This is a genomic window from Acinetobacter chinensis, assembly GCF_002165375.2.
Taxonomy (GTDB): Bacteria; Pseudomonadota; Gammaproteobacteria; order Pseudomonadales; family Moraxellaceae; genus Acinetobacter; species Acinetobacter chinensis.
In genome coordinates, this window is sequence record NZ_CP032134.1 from 1,658,838 (window position 1) to 1,677,484 (window position 18,647).

The following is an 18,647-nucleotide window of genomic DNA, read 5'->3' on the forward strand; positions in this document are numbered from 1 at the left end:
TCCTAGACAGTATCGTGGACAACCAGCCCCTCTAAACTTTTAATATATTTCTGTTCAAAGGCTTCTGGACTTAACCAGCCGTTTGCAGAATGTCTTCTGACTCGATTGTAATAAATTTCAATATAGTCAAACAAGACAGCATTCGCTTCTTTTCGAGTCGAAAACACACTGCCATGTACCACATGACCTTTTAATGTATGAAAGAAGCTTTCAGTCACTGCATTATCCCAACAGTTTCCACGTCTAGACATACTCTGAGTACAATCATTTTTCAGTAACAGCGCTCTAAAATCACGACTACAGTACTGTGAGCCTTGGTCCGAATGAACCATAACACCAGTTGGATAACCCTGACGAGCCATTGCATAGTTAAACGTATCACACACCAACTGGCGGTCTATTCGATGGCTGGTTTGCCACCCCACGATACGACGGCTAAATAAATCTAGCATCACACATAAATACAACCAACCTTCTTTAGTGCGGATATAGGTAATGTCTGTTGTCCAGACTTTATTAGGCTGAGTAACTGTAAATTGGCGATCCAACAAGTTGGGTGCTGTAGGCAAACGATGGGTTGAATCAGTCGTATGCTTGTATTTACGTGCAATCCTGCTACGTAAACCAAGCTTTTTTAGCATCCTTCCAATAGTACGTTCGCTCATGTTGTAACCTAAATCATGCATGTCATGTACTAATGAAGGTGCACCCAATCGTGCATGATGCTGCCAATATACGGCTTTTAAGTCATTATATTTCTGTGCCGTATTGGCTTGACGTTTTCGCCAGGCATAATAGCCTGAAGTGCTGACACCTAGGTATTTACAGGCAGAAGATACGGTGACTTCATTCATATCTAGATCTTGAATTACCGTGTACTTTTCTTGGCATGATCTGTTAGAAAGTACACATGCGCTTTTTTTAAGATGTCATTGGCTTCCTTGAGCTGTTTGACTTCTTTCTCTAATTCCACGATCCGCTGTTGTTCTGGTGAAAGTTGACGTTTGCTTGAACCTGCCGGATTGGTTTCACGAATCCATTTATCTAATGTTGAATAACCCACACCTAATTTCTGGGCGATTGCAGCTACAGACTCGTGTGAGTTTGAAAGTGCATAATCAATCGCTTGCTGTTTAAATTCGGGACTAAAACGTTTAGCCATTTCTTGAATCTCCAAAGATTAAAGTTACGTTATCTTTAGAGGGACGTGCTGTCCATTATTTTGTCTAGGATCATTCATTATGATCTTCAGGCTTAACAGCATGAACAAAGTCAGGAAATTTAATTGCATCCTGAATAAAAAATACAGGTATGTTATTACCTACTAAATCGTAGTTTCCATCTTCAGTATAAAACTTAATAGAAAATCCTCGCACGTCTCGAACAACATCAGCTGAGCCACGTCCACCTTGCACTGTAGAAATTCTGGCAAAGATTGGTGTTGGTTTTTGAGTGTCGGTTAGAAATTTAGCTTTAGTCCATTTTTCATTACCTTCATAAGCCTCAAAATAACCATGGGCTCCAACCCCACGAGCATGTACAACACGCTCAGGAATGCGCTCACGATCAAAATGAATTAATTTATCTCGCAAGAGAAAATCTTCTAAGAGAGTGGGACCTGTCTGATTTATTTTTAAGCTGTTTTGATTGTCGGTTACAGGTACACCTAAAGACGAAGTCAGTGTTTTTCCTTTAGGGTCTATGTATGCTTCTTTTTCAAACTGATCAATTTTAAGATTATTGAATTTTTTCACAAGCTACTTCCTTTTGTCTGATGTTGTTTATTAAATAGTCAATATAAGGTTTTGCTAATATAGAAAACTAATACAAACAATAAAGTTTTATGCTAATTTTAAAGTAATTAATTGTTTGTTTTATGTTCTGATGTAGGGTGCTAAATAGAGTTATTTTGACTATATAAATGCGATTGAATATTCAGCATATAGGAAAACTTCACTGATATCAGGGATTGCAATGGAAGGGCAACAAAGTAGATAGAATACTTACGTTCACACATAGATAATTAACATTGTAGTGTTTAGAAATAAGCCCTCCGAGGAGGACTTATTTTGCGATTATTTTTGCTTTGTCGTAATTAAATTGCTCAGATCATACCCTAGTGATTCAGCATATTTTAAATATTCATTAACTGTGGCTTTCTCAGGATTTGCGGTGCGACTCAGTAGCCACAGATATTTTTTGTTTGGTGTTCCAACCAGAGCTGTCTGATAATCATCATCAAGTTTAAGGATCCAGTAGTCTCCTTGCCCCACAGGTAACCAACGTATCGCCTTAGGTAGGAAGCTCACTTTTAACTTTGAGTTTGATGGAGGGTTTTTAACTTTAGCTTCACCAATAGACTGTTGTAATTTTCCATCTGCACTAAAGCACCTGTTATCAACTTTGACAGTTTTATTTTCATTTAAGGTATAGGTTGCGGTTACATTGTAATCACACTTTTTCTGAAAATATAAAGGCTTTCTGGCAATTTCATGCCATGTTCCTAAATATTTATTCAGGTCTACAGTATTAACAGTTGGAGTACTGCGTTCATTCGCATGCGTTACTGCCGCTATGCTTGAAAATGAAACACCAACTACAAGATATAGAATCTTCAATTTGTTTTTCATAACAATACTCTTTAATTTAATAACTTTCTTAATATATTGATTTAAAAAATGTATTGTTATGTCTTATTGTAAGAGCGCTTATATATCATGTATTTTTCTTAAAGAAATCTCTCTTCTTATCAATCCCAAAACATTTTTTCTATCAACTATTTCTTCATCATTAAAAGGTAAAATTTTCACCAATTCTTCTATGCTTAAATGATTATTTTCGATAAGAAAAATATCCTGTTCAGTTGACCAGTCAGAGTTTTGAAGCTTTCTGATTTTACGTTTATAGCGATGTGGCATTACTTAACTCCGGTTAAATGACTTTAATAAAGCCTTCTTTCGTAAAATAGTTTTTTGACAACATATCACGGTTCATTGACCACTTTCTGTTACTAAAATAGCAAGGTCCAACTGCGATTTTGGTCTTGCCAAATTTCTGTTGTATGGACTCAAAAGTCTGCATCAATTCCTTATTCTTTACGCGCAATTCATGGTCAGACAGGAGGTCCGGTATGTACTTACTTTCTTCAATCAGATCAGTAAAAAATATCCCGCATTTCTTGTACTTCACACCTGGTTTATAAATTTTCTGCAGCAGTGAATAAGCAATTTCAACAAGTTCTAAGACGTAATCAGTGGGTTCTGAAAACTGGTATGCTTTGGATTTACTGTAATAGGGTGCAGATGGATCAAATGGGCTTGACTGAACAAAAGCCACAATAGTTCCACATAATAATCTTTCATTTCTCATACGGCTCAGGGCGTCTTGCACATACTTCGACATAGCTTCTTTTAAGTCTTCAAGCTCAGTGATTCTTTCACCAAATGAACGACTGGCAATGACCTGTTTCTTTGGCTGCGGTTGGTCGTCGATTGGCATACATGAAATGCCGTTGAGCTCCATGACTGTCCTTTGCATGCACACAGTAAAGAGTTTTCCAATAATTGCGGGATTGGACTTTGAGAGATCCAGGACTGTCTTTATTCCCATTTCATTTAATTTCTTATTCTGTTTTCGCCCAACCCCCCAGACTTCACCCACTTCCACAATAGACCAAAAGTAGTCCCTATGCTTTGGGTTCATACCAACCAAATCACAAACACCATTAAACCTTTTGCCTTTCTTGGCCATGTGATTGCCGATTTTTGCCTCCGTCTTTGATCGACCAATACCAATCGACACTGGCAGGCCTATCCATTTCTGAATCTGTTGTCTCATTTTCTGGCAATACTCAGTCAGATCGTAATTATTTTTGAAGCTTGTGAGGTCTAAAAAACACTCATCGATCGAGTAAATTTCTTGCTCATGTGGGGCAACGTATGTCGCGAGTATTGAATGAAACCGACGTGACATTTCAGCATAAAGAGCATAGTTACTCGAAAGAACCTCAACACGATGCTGCTTAACAATATCTTGAATCTGGAATAGCGGCACACCCATTTTGATACCGATCTGCTTCGACTCGTTGCTACGAGCGACAGCGCAGCCGTCATTGTTTGAAAGAACAATCACTGGCACATTATTTAAACTCGGATTGAAGAAACGCTCACAGCTGACATAACAGTTATTGATATCAATCAGAGCAAAGACTTTTTCATTGTGCTTCATTTGATATTTTTGATGACTTTCGTCACCACTCCCCAAATGATCATTTCAGTTTGAGGGTAAATAGGTTTGTAATCTGTGTTTTCCGGTTTGAGCCATGATTCTGGCAGCTCACTGAAAACAATGTCAGGATCTAGGAGTTTGAGATCTTCAAATTCTGAACGTTGCATCTTCATCGTGATCATCAATCGCTTAACAGTGAACTCGTTGTCTATATATGCAACGATGATATCTCCATGTGAGGCTGTGTAAGAGCGGTCAACAATCAGTTCATCACCAATTCCTATACCGGCATCTTTCATTGAGAGCGACTCAACTTCCACAATGAATGTTGCATCAGCGTTGTGGATCAGATGCTCATTCATATCGATTGATTTATCAATGTAATCTTGGGCAGGCGACGGAAACCCTGCGGCAATTTTAGATAATGCGACAGGAATTGAGGCTTTTGTGCGGATGCCAATGGGGATGATCTTATTGAGATCTGATTCTTTAATCTTCGGGTTATTCTTCAAATATTCTTTGATTTCAATAACACGTGATTCAGGAATGCGCACAACTTTTGTTGCTTCATCCGAACTTTTCTTTCGCCCGGCACCTGGACGGGAACCACCATGATTTTGATTATTCATGAGCTATCTTGAATTAAGTTACATTATTCAAGATTGTAAAATCTGCTCAAAATAAATTCAAATTTATAAGTTGTGGATAATCAATAGTGCGTCAAAATAAGTCGTGTGAGTTTAAGTACAAAACAATTAACAGACAGTAAAAACTGTGAAGTCTGAAATATATAATTGACTATTAATCATGCAATAGTTAAATAAGGTATTACATTGACCAGTTTAGAAACATCCTTTTTCTTTTAAAACACAGGGATTGGCGTAACGTAAACAAGGTCGTAATTAGTACGGCATATCCAAATTTAATAGGAAGGGTATGAAAATGACTAATCAACAGCAGAACCAACAAAATGACAACCAACGTCAGCAGAACCAACAGAACCAACAAAATGACAACCAGCGTCAGCAGAACCAACAAAACCAGCAAAATGACAATCAGCGTCAGCAGAACCAACAATCTGACCAACAGAAACAGCAAAATCAGCAATCAAGTCAACAGAAGAACCAACAAAAATAGTTGAATCTTCATAGCAGAGAGCCCTGTAAATTTACAGGGCTTTCTCTTGGATAGGTCACGTAATCATTCTGCATTTCGAAAAAATATTCATGAGCGTGTTCATGGTCTGCATTCAGCCAGTCTTTTCGATACTGTTCGGGTATCACAATTATTGAACGTTTTTCATCTGCCGGAGCGTGAAATTGTTTCATGAAAGGATGCCGATCTGCATTGATCGTCAGCATTGAGAAGGATCTGACTTTTGAATTACGAATGACTGCATCTTCGTAGATGCCGGCAACTGTGAAAGGCTCATAATCTTCGCGCCTTATCGTGTACCAGTGCGGCTTTCCGTTGATATATTTCGGTTCATAAAACTCAATAACCGGCACAAGGCAGAACTTACTGAACTTCCAGGCATGTCGAAAACTTGGCTTTTCAGCGATGGTTTCAGTACGTGCGTTGTATGTGTGATTGCTGAACTTAAAGTCATTTGCCCAAGTTGGCAACATTCCAAATTTTGCAACGTCGAGATCAAAGCCACGCATTATCACAGGTGCGTGGTAAGCAGGGTACACATGATCTTTCAGCTCGATATCAAACTGATCAACATTCACATCTAAAAGTCTAAGCTGTTTTATAGATGGAAATTTATAGTTTGAGCACATGATATTTTTTGTCCGGTATACATTGAATCTGAAACATTGAGATTTAATAAGTATATTAACAGAGGGTAATAACCAAATAAGACTATCTATTGTAATCATAGGTGTAATCAGTGAAGTAATGATTCAGCCCAAATGGATTTGTTGCATCTTGGACAATGATCATCTAAGGAATTGATTTTTGCTGTATATGCGCAAGCCATACATGAATAATTATAATTGTATTTAAGAGATTTTGCTTTATGGTAAAGATCAGGGAATATTGGCAAACCCCACTGAATATTATTTTTCGAAAACTGTATAACACTTAATGAGCCATCTGTTTCCAATAATGCAACTTTAACCTGTCCTAATTGCTCGACTTTATTTTGCCTTAGTTCAGCAAAAAATTCATCATAGGAATACTTTTCTTCTTTAATGTCATCAATAATCAAAAGACCATTTTTGACAATATACATTGGCTTGCCTTCTAGAATTATTTCTAATCTTTCTGACTTCATCATCATATATGTGGTTAATCGATAAAGTAAAATTATTACTGTAAATACAATAAATGCATATATGAGTGGTATCTCTTTATAAAACATTGGATCACCCGCAGCTGATCCTAAACTTAATATGATAGCAATCTCAAAAATAGATAATTGTTTTACACCTCTTTTACCAGATAATCTGAGTACAATAATAATTAGAACATACATTACAAAGCATCTAATTACTATTTCTAATACAAAATCTAAAGAAATATCGCTAAGGAATATATCTGTCAAATTCATATTTATACTCAAATAAAAAATCAGATCATATCAGGATTAATATGATCTGATATCAAAGGATAATTTATTAAAGTTTTTCCCAGGCATCTTTTATGGCATGTTTCGCCTGTTCCCATTTGAGACGGGATTCCGCTTTGATTTCTTCCCATTTCAACTTAATATCACTTTCAGAGTCTTCGAAACGTGCATCAACACCACGTTCATTACGAGCATGTTGACCTAATTCATATGCTGAACGTAAGTCACGATCATAGTCGACATCAGGTATTTCTCGCTGTATATCTCCATAGTATGGACGGTTTGCGAAATCTTTACGCCAATCATGTTTGATCGGATTTTCATTTTGATGATCATAAGTTGTCATGGTTTTCTCCTATATTAAGTTAGGTAATTTAAATACTTAAACTTAATAATTAAATGAAATAATTGTGAGAGGATGGATTAATATAACTGCCTGGCAGTTTCTACACGTAAATTGTTTCTGCATTTTTCATGAACAGTTTTTTGAGATTTTTTAGAGGATTTATCTTTATAATCCTCTAAATTAAGATTTTTAAAATATTTTTGCTGTTTCGGATTTTGATAACGATTTGACATGATTTCTCACCTCGAATTATTTATTTAATCTACTCAGCATTTAGCAGATGTATTTATTATTAGCATGAATTTATTTTCATTAAATTTTTAACATGTTACATTTTTTATAATTGGTAATATTTCGTAAAATATTTGAAATATTTATTGATTTTAAATGAAATATTTTAATTTATTATTAACAATAAAATAATACTGTAAATATGATTGTTTAGGGAGTAGTTAAAAGTGTCACTTTGATACTCAATGGTATGACTTTTATTTTTATTAATAAATAAAGTGTGGTGGTCATCTCTTTTTTGCACTTACTATCATGTTACGTTCTTTGACAACTTTAAATCTAACTCTTACAGTAACTTAAAATTAATACTGTATTGTATTAATCTAATTTACAGCGTGAGAATGAAAAATGACAAATGCCGTAAAAGAGAGAATCTTAAATTTAATCTCAAGAGATAATGAGCAATATCAAGATATTGTAAACTTTTTTTTAGATTATGATGTTAATGAAATTGAAAAAACACTTAGGGCTGACAAGATAATCAGTAATGAAATTCCTAAGTATAAGAATAACGACCTGAATTTTCCTGAAAGGCTTGTTGACTTGGAGAGATGGATATCACAAAACCATAATTCTCAATGCCTTAATTATAGTAATTATCTTGAGCGCAGAAGAAATGGTGGGAAACGGGAATTTTTTCAAACTGTTAGTGAGGCCTATGAATTTCTATACAAGGTCGCACCTGTTAAGAGGGTGGACGGCTCCTGGCTCTATAGTCTAACCAAACATTGGAATGACCAGGAATATAGAGGCTTGATACAAATCTATCTTGAAGAGCTTGGATTAGGTATAAGAGCAAAAAACCACGTATGCCTTTTTGAAAACTTACTTACTTCACACGGACTTAATCAATTTTTAGTAAACTTGGGCGATGAATATTATCATCAAGCTGCCGTTCAACTCGCGTTAGCATATGCATCTTCAGAATTTATTCCAGAAATTCTAGGATTTAACCTGGGTTATGAGCAGTTACCCCTTCATCTTTTGATTACAAATTATGAGCTGAAAGAATTAGGCATTGATTCGAGGTATTTTAATCTTCATATCACTATAGATAATTATGATAATGGCCATGCCAAACTGGCATTGGAATCAATACAAAAAATTAGTAGAAGATATGATGATGAATATGAGTTTATGAAAAAATTAAAAGCAGGGTTTGCTCTTAATGATGCTGGACTTAGCTCAAATACTATAATTCAGAATTTGGATACAGAAGCCATGGTTTTGAATATATTACAAAAAAAAGCGATTATAGGCAGGCATATGCACAATAACAGATGTGTAATTGCGAATAAAACGACAAATGAATGGCTATCTGATAATGAAAATGTATCCTTGTTTGTTCAAGTGTTAAAAGATAATGGATGGATCAGGCTGAATGAGGATCCATCAAATAGTAGATTCTGGAATATGCTTAACGACGATGGCAAAATGTCAGGAGTGTTTTCGGATATTGAAAAAGCTTTTATTTATGATTGGATCGCTGGAACAGAGTCAGATAAATTTTCATATCAGGTTAAACCCCAATTAATAGAAAAATTTCTTGATATGGACTGCATTCAAAGTAGTCATCCAAATAATTTAGAATCATTGCAGCATGACATATTAGGTATAAATAATATTAAAGATCAACTTTCTAAGTTGGTACTCTACCTTTCACCTCACTATCACAGTCAGGAAATTGGATTATGGAGCTCTAGGAAATATGTTGAAATTCTATATCCTTATTTAGCAACACGAAATTAATTAAATTTTAAACTCTATAGGCAATGAGTATGTAATTGCAGAGACTTGGATTTAAAAGATTGGGTGGAGAAAGTTGATTGAAAGCTTAGCATGAGCTCTCGGTTTTCCACCCATCTACTATATCAGCCCATTGTTGAAGCATATCCCTACGTTGTTCTAAATATTTAGCATGATTGTAGGATGCTCTTGTTTTGTTCTGATCAGCATGAGCCAATTGTTTTTCAATCCAATTCTCATCAAAATCATGCTCGTTTAGGATTGTTGATGCTGTTGCTCGAAAGTCATGAGCTGTGACCGTTTTCAGCCCCATGTTTTTAAGGGCGACGTTTAATGTAGTATTACCTATTACACCATCATTTTTCCCATAAACCCCAGGGAATACATATTCTTTATTACCAGACTCTATGAGTTGCATTTTTAGTAAATTAAACAATTGACTGGACATGGGAACTAAGTGCAGTCGATTTTTTTTAGTCGTTCTTTCCTGGTTATTGCTGCGAGTTGAAACAGGGAAATTAATTACTTTGGATTCAAAATCTACATAAGCCCACTTCATACGACGAATTTCAATTGAGCGAAGCATAGTGTAAGCCATCGTGAGTAAAGCGTTTCTTACTGTATTTGATCCCTTAAATACATCGAGCCCAGATCTAAAAAGCTTTTGCTCTTCTTTTGTTAGAGGTCGTGCATGTTCGATTTCAGGGCGGACAATAGCGCCTCGCACAGCATATGTCGGGTCATTATCTGCTCTTAAAGTTGCAATTGCATAACGCATGACAGAACCAATAAATTTTTGATTATTTAATGCAGTAACTTCACCACTTCCTCTCTTACCTGTTTCTCTTACACGTTTCACTGTTGATCTAACAATGTGCAAAATATCTGCAGATGTCACATCTTTCACATTCTTATCACCAATTACCGGAAATACATCCAGCTCTAAAGCTTTCTCAAACTTACTGATATACCCACTTGACCTGTTGACCAGGATCTCTGCGATATATTCATTTGCAACCAGTTTAAATGTGTTTACACTGAGGTATTGAGCTTCAATTTTCTCTTGTTTTCGATTCTGAGATGGATTAATACCATCATCAAGAAGAATCTTGGCCTGATCGCGAGCTTTACGCGCATCTGCTAAGCCTACAAGAGGGTATTCTCCAAGACTCAGCATTGAAGCCTTACCATTAAACCGATAGCGAAAGCGCCAAAGTTTGGTTCCACTAGGTCGGACCTCAATACAAAGTCCATTGTGGTCAGCTATTCTGTAGGTCTTTTCACGGGGTTTAAGGCTTTTAATTTTAGTATCGGTTAGCATTTGTGAGTAACTTAAATAAAGTAGTGAGTAATTGAGTTTGTACTCACAATTGTACTCACAAAAAATGATTTTGCACAATTCACCTATATTTGTTTTAATTTGATAAGATATTGATTACAAATAATATGTATGTTTTATAAATTTAGCTAGATTTGTAAAGATTTCAATACTAATGTTTTCTGATGATAAGAATTATTATGTTGCTGTATTACCTGTAAATCATCAGTTGAATTTGAAGAAAGTTGCAAATGCTTTGGGGTGTAAAAAACTGCATATGGCCGATCCTAAAGATGCTGAAAGGCTTACCGGCTATCTGGTCGGGGGAATCAGTCCTGTTGGGCAAAAAAAGCGTTTAAAAACTGTAATTGATGCATCAGCAGAAAAATTAGCGAAAATTTATGTCAGTGGCGGTAAGCGTGGTCTGGATATCGGAATAAATCCTTGTGATTTAGCTAAGGTTCTGGGTGCAAATTTTTCTGATATTATCGATGTATAAACTGTATTTTTATTTCAGTTACGTATAAAAATATTGCTTATAAATGTAAAGTCAACAATGTAGTGGCTTTGTGATTCGAGTCCATACCTAATAAGGTTGTCTGAATATATGAGCTCAACCAGGGAGCTTTTTTAGCCGCTCATGCGGTTGTGAACACCCCTGTTCCTTGTTCATGCATCTCAGGTGTAAGGAGTTTATATTCTGTAGTTTTTCAGACATTCTTTCATCTGATTGCGCCGATATTTACAAAAATATATTTGTCCATGATTACATATTCTTTAGTATCATCAGACAGGCTCTGTCCGTTACAACTTCAAACTTTTCTGCTGTTCCTGATCGGAGTTGTCATTTCGAGCAAGGAGGAAAGTTTTTGTTCTAAGAAAATAATTCAGAATCGCTAAACGGAGATTGACTGAATATGTCTTTAGCGGAAGCAGAATTAAAATTTAAAAATTGAATGTAAAGGCTCAATTGGTTTGATTTTCATCATGTAAATGACAGAAAGTGGATGCTGAAATTTGTTCCAAAAAAAATACAATAAAAAACTTATTGAATACTTTTTCCACCATACAACATAGTGGCGGTTTTGCAGAATGGGGTAAAACCTATCAGTTTTTTTAATTGGAGAAAGTAATTATGAATTTTATAGAAGCGATGGATCTATTTAAAACTGGTGATCTTGGTGATTTTGGAAAAGTAGAAGATATTTTGGAGTCTGAAGATTACATAGTCGAACTCATTTTGAAACCGGATAACTATTTGGGATGTGAAGCTTTTTTGTTCCACTTGGTGAAGATTATCGAATTCCACAGAAGTACTCAGAACAAGGGTATGACAAAATTTTGGATATTCAAGATATTAAGATGCTGGCTGAAATGGCTGATGAATATATTATGAGTGATGAGACATTTTGTGAACTAATAATTTATTACTATGAACGTGATGCTTTCCCATCCTGGTTATATGATTTACCTGAAAAACAGGATGTATAAATTTAATAAAATAGAGGTGGTCCCACTTGTTTGAACAACTAAAAGCGTATTTATAAGTGATATTCCGCTCTAGTTAAGCCACCTTGTTTTGTTGGGGTAGCTGATCATAGTAAAACTCATTTGGTGTCATTTTGTCTAGACTCGAATGAGGTCGTTTCAAATTATAAAACTCAAAATATGCACTTAATTGCTTTTTCGCATCTGTGACACTGCTATAAGCTTTGAGATACACCTCTTCATATTTAACGCTCCGCCATAATCGTTCAACCATCACATTATCTACCCATCGACCTTTACCATCCATACTGATTTGAATGCCATTTGATTTCAATACATCAATAAATGCATCACTGGTAAACTGGCTGCCTTGGTCTGTATTAAATATTTCAGGTCGACCATATTTTTCAATCGCTTCATTTAAAGCCGAAATACAAAAATCCACCTCCATACTAATCGATACCCTATGCGCAAGTACCTTGCGGCTATGCCAATCAATCACAGCACATAAATAAACAAAGCCTTTTGCCATAGGGATATACGTTATATCCGTAGACCACACTTGATTACTGCGCTGAATAGCCAACCCTTTGAGCAGATATGGATATTTACGGTGAGCTTGATTAGCCTGGCTTAAATTTGGTTTGCAATATAACGCCTGAATACCCATTTTCTTCATTAAAGTACGTGTATGACGTCGTCCTATATGATGTCCTTGACGATTCAACAAATCACGCATCATACGACTGCCTGCAAAAGGATATTGCATATGTAATTCATCAATACATCGCATCAGCTTCAGATCTGATGCACTCACAGGTTTTGGGCGATAGTAATAACAACCACGGGAGACTTTCAGCAGCTTAGCTTGCTTAGATACTGAAATCTGAAGTGAGTCGTCGATTAACTTTTGTGGTTGAAGCGGCCCAGTTTCTTCAACACACCTTCTAAAAAATCAATTTCTAATGCCTGCTCACCGATTTTTGCATGTAGTTTTTTTAGATCGATGGGTGGTTCTGTTGGAGCTTTTGATTGATCGAAAGCTTGCGAGGAAGCTGAGATCAATTGATTTTTCCAGTCAATAATTTGGTTTTGATGAACATCAAACTCAGCACTCAATTCAGCAAGTGTTTTTTCTGCTTTAATCGCAGCAAGTGCTACCTTAGCTTTAAAATCATTTGAATGATTTCTTCTTGGTCTACGTGCCATAAAATACTCCATATATTGATGTTTATAACATCATTTGAGGAGCAGAATATCACTTATAGGAGTTGTTCAAATTTACGGATCCATCTCTAATATCAAAGAAGGTTTATAGGATATGTCTTTAACGGAAGTAGAATTAAAATCTAAAAATTGAATGTAATGGCTCAATTTGTTTTGATTTTAATTATTTGAAGAAAAGGGATAAAGATATTTGTTCCAAAAAAGTACAATAAAACTTATTCAATACTTTTTCCACCATACAACATAGTGGCGGTTTTGCAGAATGGGGTAAAACCTATTAGTTTTTTTTAATTGGAGAAAGTAATTATGAATTTTATAGAAGCGATGGATCTATTTAAAACTGGTGATCTTGGTGATTGTGGAAAAGTAGAAGATATTTTGGAGTCTGATGAATCTGTATATCTTATTTCAAAACCGGATAACTTTTTTGAATGTGAAACTTTTTATATTCAGCTTGATCTGGAATCTCCACTCCCACAGAAGTACTCAGACCAGGGTTATAAAATAATTCTGGATGTTGTAGATATTAAGATGCTGGCTGAAATGGCTGATGAATATATTATGAGTGATGAGACATTTTGTGAACTAATAATTCATTACTATGAACGTGATGCTTTCCCATCCTGGTTATATGATTTACCTGAAAAACAAGTTGAATAAAAATTAAAACTCAATTGGAACTTTTATAAATTTTAATAAATTGATTTGAAATAATAGCTCTAATATATTTAGGGCTATTTTCATGTATACACTTAATTTGCTGAGAATTACAGTAGGAACTCCGTACATTAAAAAATCAAAACAGCTTTAGAAAAGGTTGCCGGGCAGAAAATTGTACTGACAGAAAATCGAAAAGTTATTTGCAAAAGTGGTGTAAGTGTTTTGCCTGTAATGCTTTCATTTACAGATGGTCAGGAAATTAGTCTTTATGTTCGTACTTTAGTTGATGTCAAAGGGTAAAAAATTATGTATAGAAAGTATTTGATTTTTATATGGTGACGAATATAAATAAAGGAAATAAATAACTATCTCATAATTTGTGGCATCATATTTTTAAGGTTTTTATTATATGTAGGTTTTATAAATTTTTTGTAGACTGATGAAATACAATTGATGCCAAAAGTATGCAATTATATGCAAGCTTTTAAATTTATAACGCTTTGAAAATGCAAGAGTAAGCAACCATATGCAATCTTTTCCAATACAGTACAGGTTAAGTGGCTTCTACTTTTTTTATTATTCAATCGTTGGCACGTTCATGCCGTATTGGAGTTTATACCTGCAACATCAAGGTTTTAATTTCGAACAGATTGGTATTCTTTCATCAATTGCCATTATTACACGGTTTTTTGCTCCTTTTATCTGGGGATGGGTGGCTGATAAAACAGGTAAACGGATGTTGCTTGTACGGATTGCTACATGGATGGAAGCAATAATATGGTTGATGATTTTTATTATTCCCAATGATTTTCAGTCTATTGCATTACTCATGCTGATTTTCAGCTTTTTCCAGAATGCGATTCTGGCGCAGTTTGAAGGTGTGACTTTATTCTGGTTAGCGGATCGCAGAGCTGAATTATATGGAAAGGTCCGTAAGTGGGGATCAATAGGTTTTATTGTAGGTGTTTTCAGTATAGGCGCATTGCTTGAAATTATTGATATTACAATGCTGCCAGTCATGCTGTTGTGTATCGCTTTTACGGCTTTTCTATGGTCGTTTACAGTCAAAGAGCCACATGCTGCACCATTATCCCAGAAACGACTTGAACCTTTATGGCCTGTTTTAAAAAGACCTGTAGTCGCTGCTTTTTTCCTGATTGAATTTATTATGCTGTTTGCACAGGCTCCATTTTACAGTTTTTACAGCAATTATCTGAAAATGAATGGTTTCAGTACAACTCAGATCGGTTTTCTCTGGTCTGTTGGTGTGATTGCTGAAATTGTTATGTTTGCTTATGCGACTTTATTTCTAAATAAATACAGCTGGAGAATGTTGACTATCATCTGCCTGCTGATGACGGCATTCCGTTTTATTCTGGCAGGTCTTTATCCAGACAGTTTTATTGCTCAGTTGATCTCTCAGAGTATGCATGCATTCAGTTTTGGTTTATTTCATATGATTGCAATGCGGGTGATTTTTCAGAATTTTACAGCGGGTCAGCAAGGACGTGGTCAGGCGCTGTACAGTACAATGTGGGGACTGGGTGTCGCAAGTGGCAGTGTGCTTGCAGGTAAATACTGGAGCACACTGTCTGGTGATGTGATCTTTATGATCGCGGGTTGTACGGCATTTATAGGTTTACTGTTTGTTTACTGGCTACCATCAAAGTTACAGACTGGTTAATTCAGTCACCAGTCTGCAAGATCAGGTTTTCAGAGTTTTATTTCTTTATAGCGGTAAAACCACGGCTGAACCCGTTCAAGCTGGGATGCCAGCTGTAACAGGACATCTTCACGGGCAAACGGCGCAATAAACTGTGAGCCTAAAGGCATATTTGCTTTATTCCAGTATAAAGGGACTGACATTGCGGGTAAGCCGGTTATGTTTGCCAGTTGAGTGAAAGGTACCCATTTCAGGTTTTCAGTAACGATCTGATCCACCATTTTACCCTGAGCCAGTAAGTGAGCCTTGTCCAGTCTAAGCAGACCTTTGAGTATGGTTTTTTGCCATCCTGGTGTCTGAATCTGACCATTTTCTGGAGCTGTGGTTGCAGTGGATGGTGTAAGGAAAAGGTCGTAGCTCTGAAAAAAATCATTCATCTGAGCTGTATATTTACCCCAGTTTTCGAGGTTGTGAATGTAGTCGAGCGCGCTGGTTTTAGCACCAAATGCAGCGAGTGCCTGTGAATCAAGCTCAAAGTCAGAGGGTTTTGCACCATGTTTCTGTATGATTTCACGCATGGTGAAAGAAAAATGACTGAACCAGGTCGTAATAAAATCCTTAGCCAACTGCATGCCGTCCATTTTGGGCTGATCTTCAACCACTGTATGTCCCAGTGACTCAAGCAGGCGGGCAGTATGCTGTACTGCTGCGATGGCATCAGCTGATACTTTAGTTCCGATTGGAGAAACTGTACTGAACGCAATTTTCAGGGGTTTCAGGGGCTTATCCAGAATATCAAGATAAGGCATCACAGGTTTTTCAATTTTAAATAATGATGCATTTTCAGGGCCTTGTGCAGCATCAAGCATAGCAGCGCTGTCACGGACAGTTCTGCTCAGCACATGCTGTACAGCAGCTCCATGCATGGCTTCACTCATGGACGGCCCCCACGGCGTTCTGCCACGGCTTGGCTTTAAACCGAACAGACCACAGTAGGATGCCGGTATGCGGATTGATCCACCACCGTCTCCAGCACCTGCAACAGGAACAATGCCAGCTGCAACAGCAGAAGCTGAGCCTCCCGAAGAACCTCCACTGTTATGTTTAATATTCCATGGGTTTTTACAGCTACCCCAGGCTTCAGGTTCAGTGATGCCTTTAATTCCAAACTCTGGTGTATTGGTTCGTCCCAGTGTGACCACACCGGCATTTTCCCAGCGTTTTACGATTTCAGAATACTGTTCAGCATGGAAATTGATATTTTTAAAAAAACTGCATCCAAATGTGGAGGGTACACCTGCAAACTCCTGAAAGAGATCTTTCACCAGAAAAGGGACACCTGCAAATGCTCCAGAAAGCTCCTGCTGACTCCGGTTCTGGGCATATTCGTGCATTGGAATGGTAATTGCGTTCAAGGTAGGGTTAACCTGATTGGCTCTCTGTAAGGCAAGCTGTAACAGTTCAGAGGATGTGACTTCTTTTCTGGCAATCAGTTGAGCCAATCCCAGTCCATCGTATGAAAGATATTCGCTTAGTTTCATCATCATCCTGATTTTATTTTATAGATAAAATATTTATAGGCGATTCAATGAAATGAAGCAATCATTACCTGGTTTCGACCCTGTGATTTAGCCTGATAAAGTGCCTGATCTGCTGTATTGACCAGATGTTGCAGTACCGGATCATCAGGATTCTGTTTTGCAACGCCAATACTGACTGTGATGTAGATGTCGGGTTTCCCCTGTTGATGAACGGGTGTGGACTCAATGACCTGACGTATCCGCTCTGCAATCTGATGTGCCTGATATTCTTCTGTACAGGAGAGCAGTATGATGAATTCTTCACCACCTATCCGGGCAAAAAGATCTTCAGAACGCAGGCAGGTTCTGACCTGATCTGCAAAGTTCTGTAGAACAAGGTCGCCAGTATGATGCCCATACTGATCATTCATTTTTTTAAAATGGTCAATGTCCATCATAATTGCAGTCAAAGGCTGTGATTTGCTGTTTTTAATCAGTTTTTCGCCTTGCTCAAAAAAAGAATGTCTGTTCATGGCTTGGGTCAGGCTGTCATGATTTGCCATATATAAGACGCGCTGATAAAGCTCCTGACGGTTGGAACTGATGATTGCCAGCACCAGTGGAGCCAGCCCCAGCATGCACAGACCGATACGGACAGAGATAGCGGTACTGAAATAGGCATCCGAAGATTCAGATAAATAAAAGCTGGTCAGACTGTGGTAAGTCACCAGGCAGACAATACTGTTCACAATAGTCAGGCTGAACAGGCGATAGGTTAATGCTGCCCAGATCATTGCAGCCAAAGGATAGAGCAAAGCACCTGGACCAAAAAATATATGTGTGAAGATCACAGAAATAATGATCGCAAATAAAGGCAATAAATGAACAAAAGAAATTTTTGGCAGATCTTTGGTAAAAAAATGATGAAATTCGGCGCGTGCAGGAAAAGCGAGAATTAAAGGGAGAATGGTGATGCAGTTGATGATTTCACCTGTCCACCACATGCCAAAATCTATCCATTTTCTGTCCGGTGACATAAATGTATTCGGTGCGTATGGGATGGTGTTCACGGCAAACAGAGCACTAGCGAAACAGCCTGCCAGTGCGCAGATTGAAAAGAGATATAAAAAGGTGAACCCTTTATTATAATTACGGTAATTCAGTCTGGTCAGATAAATAAAAAACAGAGAAACCGAAACTGTGATGATGTTTGAAACCGTCAGAAAAAGGGTTAAAACCAGAGAGTTTCCAGTGATCAGGTCAGCCAGGATGTATCCTGAAAATGCTCCAAGCCAGCCACCGGTATTGTTCAGTTGAGGCAGACGAAGAAAGATACCCAGCAGTACTGCATTTGCAGGCCAGAAAAAAGCAAGCAGATTTGCAGGTCTAGATAGAATACCCATCAGACAGGTGAGCATCACGACCAGGCAGAGGATTGTATATGCGTAGAACTGCCGGTTCAGATGAAATGTTTTAAAATACTTGTGTATGTCTGACAAAAGAATTCCCTATGGCAGAATTATGGTTCTGGTTTGTTTTAATTATAGATAAGACAAGTACCATATTATTCAATATATGATAAATTT

18 protein-coding genes and 2 pseudogenes are annotated in these 18,647 nt (G+C 37.0%); 6 read left to right on the forward strand and 14 right to left on the reverse strand.

The genetic code is table 11. The features are described 5' to 3' along the window. Positions 1 to 2 precede the first annotated feature (2 nt). From CDG60_RS08780 to CDG60_RS08805, 6 genes and pseudogenes are all read right to left on the reverse strand, one after another. Positions 3 to 1,162 (reverse strand): IS3 family transposase gene (locus CDG60_RS08780; RefSeq protein WP_087514482.1). Its coding sequence is split into 2 segments (ribosomal slippage): positions 3 to 928 and positions 928 to 1,162, totalling 1,161 coding nucleotides; the frame shifts between segments, so codons are not numbered across the junction. Positions 1,163 to 1,235: 73 nt separating this feature from the next. Then, positions 1,236 to 1,703, reverse strand: a pseudogene (locus tag CDG60_RS08785) (catalase); the annotation flags it as partial. Between the two features lie 372 nt (positions 1,704 to 2,075). Beyond that, entirely contained in the window at positions 2,076 to 2,630 is a 555-nt protein-coding gene (locus CDG60_RS08790; protein WP_087514437.1) for a lipocalin family protein, read from the reverse strand. A gap of 78 nt (positions 2,631 to 2,708) precedes the next feature. Beyond that, on the reverse strand, positions 2,709 to 2,918 hold the full coding sequence (locus CDG60_RS08795; RefSeq protein WP_087514436.1) for an acyl-CoA thioesterase: 210 nt from the start codon (positions 2,916 to 2,918) through the stop codon (positions 2,709 to 2,711). 13 nt (positions 2,919 to 2,931) lie between these two features. Beyond that, positions 2,932 to 4,227, reverse strand: coding sequence for a Y-family DNA polymerase (locus CDG60_RS08800; RefSeq protein WP_087514435.1), 1,296 nt, complete (start codon positions 4,225 to 4,227; stop codon positions 2,932 to 2,934). Beyond that, positions 4,224 to 4,856: a LexA family protein gene (locus CDG60_RS08805; RefSeq protein WP_087514434.1), complete on the reverse strand. Its 633-nt coding sequence runs from the start codon at positions 4,854 to 4,856 to the stop codon at positions 4,224 to 4,226. Before CDG60_RS08805 ends, CDG60_RS08800 begins: the two co-directional genes overlap by 4 nt. Positions 4,857 to 5,169: 313 nt before the next feature. Between CDG60_RS08805 and CDG60_RS08810 the strand changes: the two genes are divergently transcribed. Continuing rightward, entirely contained in the window at positions 5,170 to 5,364 is a 195-nt protein-coding gene (locus CDG60_RS08810) for a hypothetical protein (RefSeq protein ID WP_087514439.1), read from the forward strand. Positions 5,365 to 5,372: 8 nt separating this feature from the next. Here CDG60_RS08810 and CDG60_RS08815 read toward each other — a convergent pair whose 3' ends face one another. From CDG60_RS08815 to CDG60_RS18165, 4 genes are all read right to left on the reverse strand, one after another. Then, positions 5,373 to 6,011 (reverse strand): SOS response-associated peptidase, encoded by a 639-nt coding sequence (locus tag CDG60_RS08815; RefSeq protein ID WP_087514438.1) that lies wholly within the window; start codon positions 6,009 to 6,011, stop codon positions 5,373 to 5,375. Between the two features lie 107 nt (positions 6,012 to 6,118). Further along, positions 6,119 to 6,784, reverse strand: a complete 666-nt coding sequence (locus CDG60_RS08820) for a DUF421 domain-containing protein (RefSeq protein ID WP_087514433.1) — start codon at positions 6,782 to 6,784, stop codon at positions 6,119 to 6,121. A 67-nt stretch (positions 6,785 to 6,851) separates the two neighbouring features. Beyond that, positions 6,852 to 7,148 (reverse strand): hypothetical protein, encoded by a 297-nt coding sequence (locus tag CDG60_RS08825; protein WP_087514432.1) that lies wholly within the window; start codon positions 7,146 to 7,148, stop codon positions 6,852 to 6,854. A 77-nt stretch (positions 7,149 to 7,225) separates the two neighbouring features. Next, positions 7,226 to 7,381 carry a hypothetical protein gene (locus CDG60_RS18165; RefSeq protein ID WP_160117015.1) on the reverse strand — a complete coding sequence of 52 codons (156 nt, stop codon included), beginning with the start codon at positions 7,379 to 7,381 and terminating at the stop codon, positions 7,226 to 7,228. 406 nt (positions 7,382 to 7,787) lie between these two features. Here CDG60_RS18165 and CDG60_RS08830 point away from each other — a divergent pair, with 406 nt between their 5' ends. Continuing rightward, entirely contained in the window at positions 7,788 to 9,188 is a 1,401-nt protein-coding gene (locus CDG60_RS08830) for an iron-containing redox enzyme family protein (RefSeq protein ID WP_087514431.1), read from the forward strand. Positions 9,189 to 9,273: 85 nt separating this feature from the next. On the opposite strand, the gene CDG60_RS08835 is transcribed toward CDG60_RS08830, so the two are convergent. Then, on the reverse strand, positions 9,274 to 10,506 hold the full coding sequence (locus CDG60_RS08835) for a tyrosine-type recombinase/integrase (protein WP_087514430.1): 1,233 nt from the start codon (positions 10,504 to 10,506) through the stop codon (positions 9,274 to 9,276). Positions 10,507 to 10,675: 169 nt separating this feature from the next. Here CDG60_RS08835 and CDG60_RS08840 point away from each other — a divergent pair. Together CDG60_RS08840 and CDG60_RS18170 are read left to right on the forward strand one after the other, a co-directional pair. Next, positions 10,676 to 11,002, forward strand: a pseudogene (locus CDG60_RS08840) (aminoacyl-tRNA deacylase); the annotation flags it as partial. 842 nt (positions 11,003 to 11,844) lie between these two features. Next, the gene (locus CDG60_RS18170) at positions 11,845 to 11,994 is read left to right on the forward strand and encodes a hypothetical protein (protein ID WP_160117017.1); all 150 of its coding nucleotides are present in this window, start codon (positions 11,845 to 11,847) and stop codon (positions 11,992 to 11,994) included. 73 nt (positions 11,995 to 12,067) lie between these two features. On the opposite strand, the gene CDG60_RS08850 is transcribed toward CDG60_RS18170, so the two are convergent. Further along, positions 12,068 to 13,200 (reverse strand): IS3-like element ISAba14 family transposase gene (locus CDG60_RS08850; protein ID WP_223155595.1). Its coding sequence is split into 2 segments (ribosomal slippage): positions 12,068 to 12,948 and positions 12,948 to 13,200, totalling 1,134 coding nucleotides; the frame shifts between segments, so codons are not numbered across the junction. Between the two features lie 324 nt (positions 13,201 to 13,524). Between CDG60_RS08850 and CDG60_RS08855 the strand changes: the two genes are divergently transcribed. After that, positions 13,525 to 13,878, forward strand: coding sequence for a hypothetical protein (locus CDG60_RS08855; protein ID WP_160117019.1), 354 nt, complete (start codon positions 13,525 to 13,527; stop codon positions 13,876 to 13,878). 526 nt (positions 13,879 to 14,404) lie between these two features. After that, positions 14,405 to 15,562, forward strand: coding sequence for an MFS transporter (locus CDG60_RS08860; RefSeq protein WP_087513998.1), 1,158 nt, complete (start codon positions 14,405 to 14,407; stop codon positions 15,560 to 15,562). 29 nt (positions 15,563 to 15,591) lie between these two features. Here the strand turns inward: CDG60_RS08860 and CDG60_RS08865 are convergent, their stop codons facing one another. Together CDG60_RS08865 and CDG60_RS08870 are read right to left on the reverse strand one after the other, a co-directional pair. Then, positions 15,592 to 17,082: an amidase gene (locus CDG60_RS08865; protein WP_087513999.1), complete on the reverse strand. Its 1,491-nt coding sequence runs from the start codon at positions 17,080 to 17,082 to the stop codon at positions 15,592 to 15,594. Between the two features lie 44 nt (positions 17,083 to 17,126). After that, complete coding sequence (locus tag CDG60_RS08870; RefSeq protein ID WP_087514000.1) at positions 17,127 to 18,479, reverse strand: GGDEF domain-containing protein; 1,353 nt, start codon at positions 18,477 to 18,479, stop codon at positions 17,127 to 17,129. Positions 18,480 to 18,647: the final 168 nt, after the last annotated feature.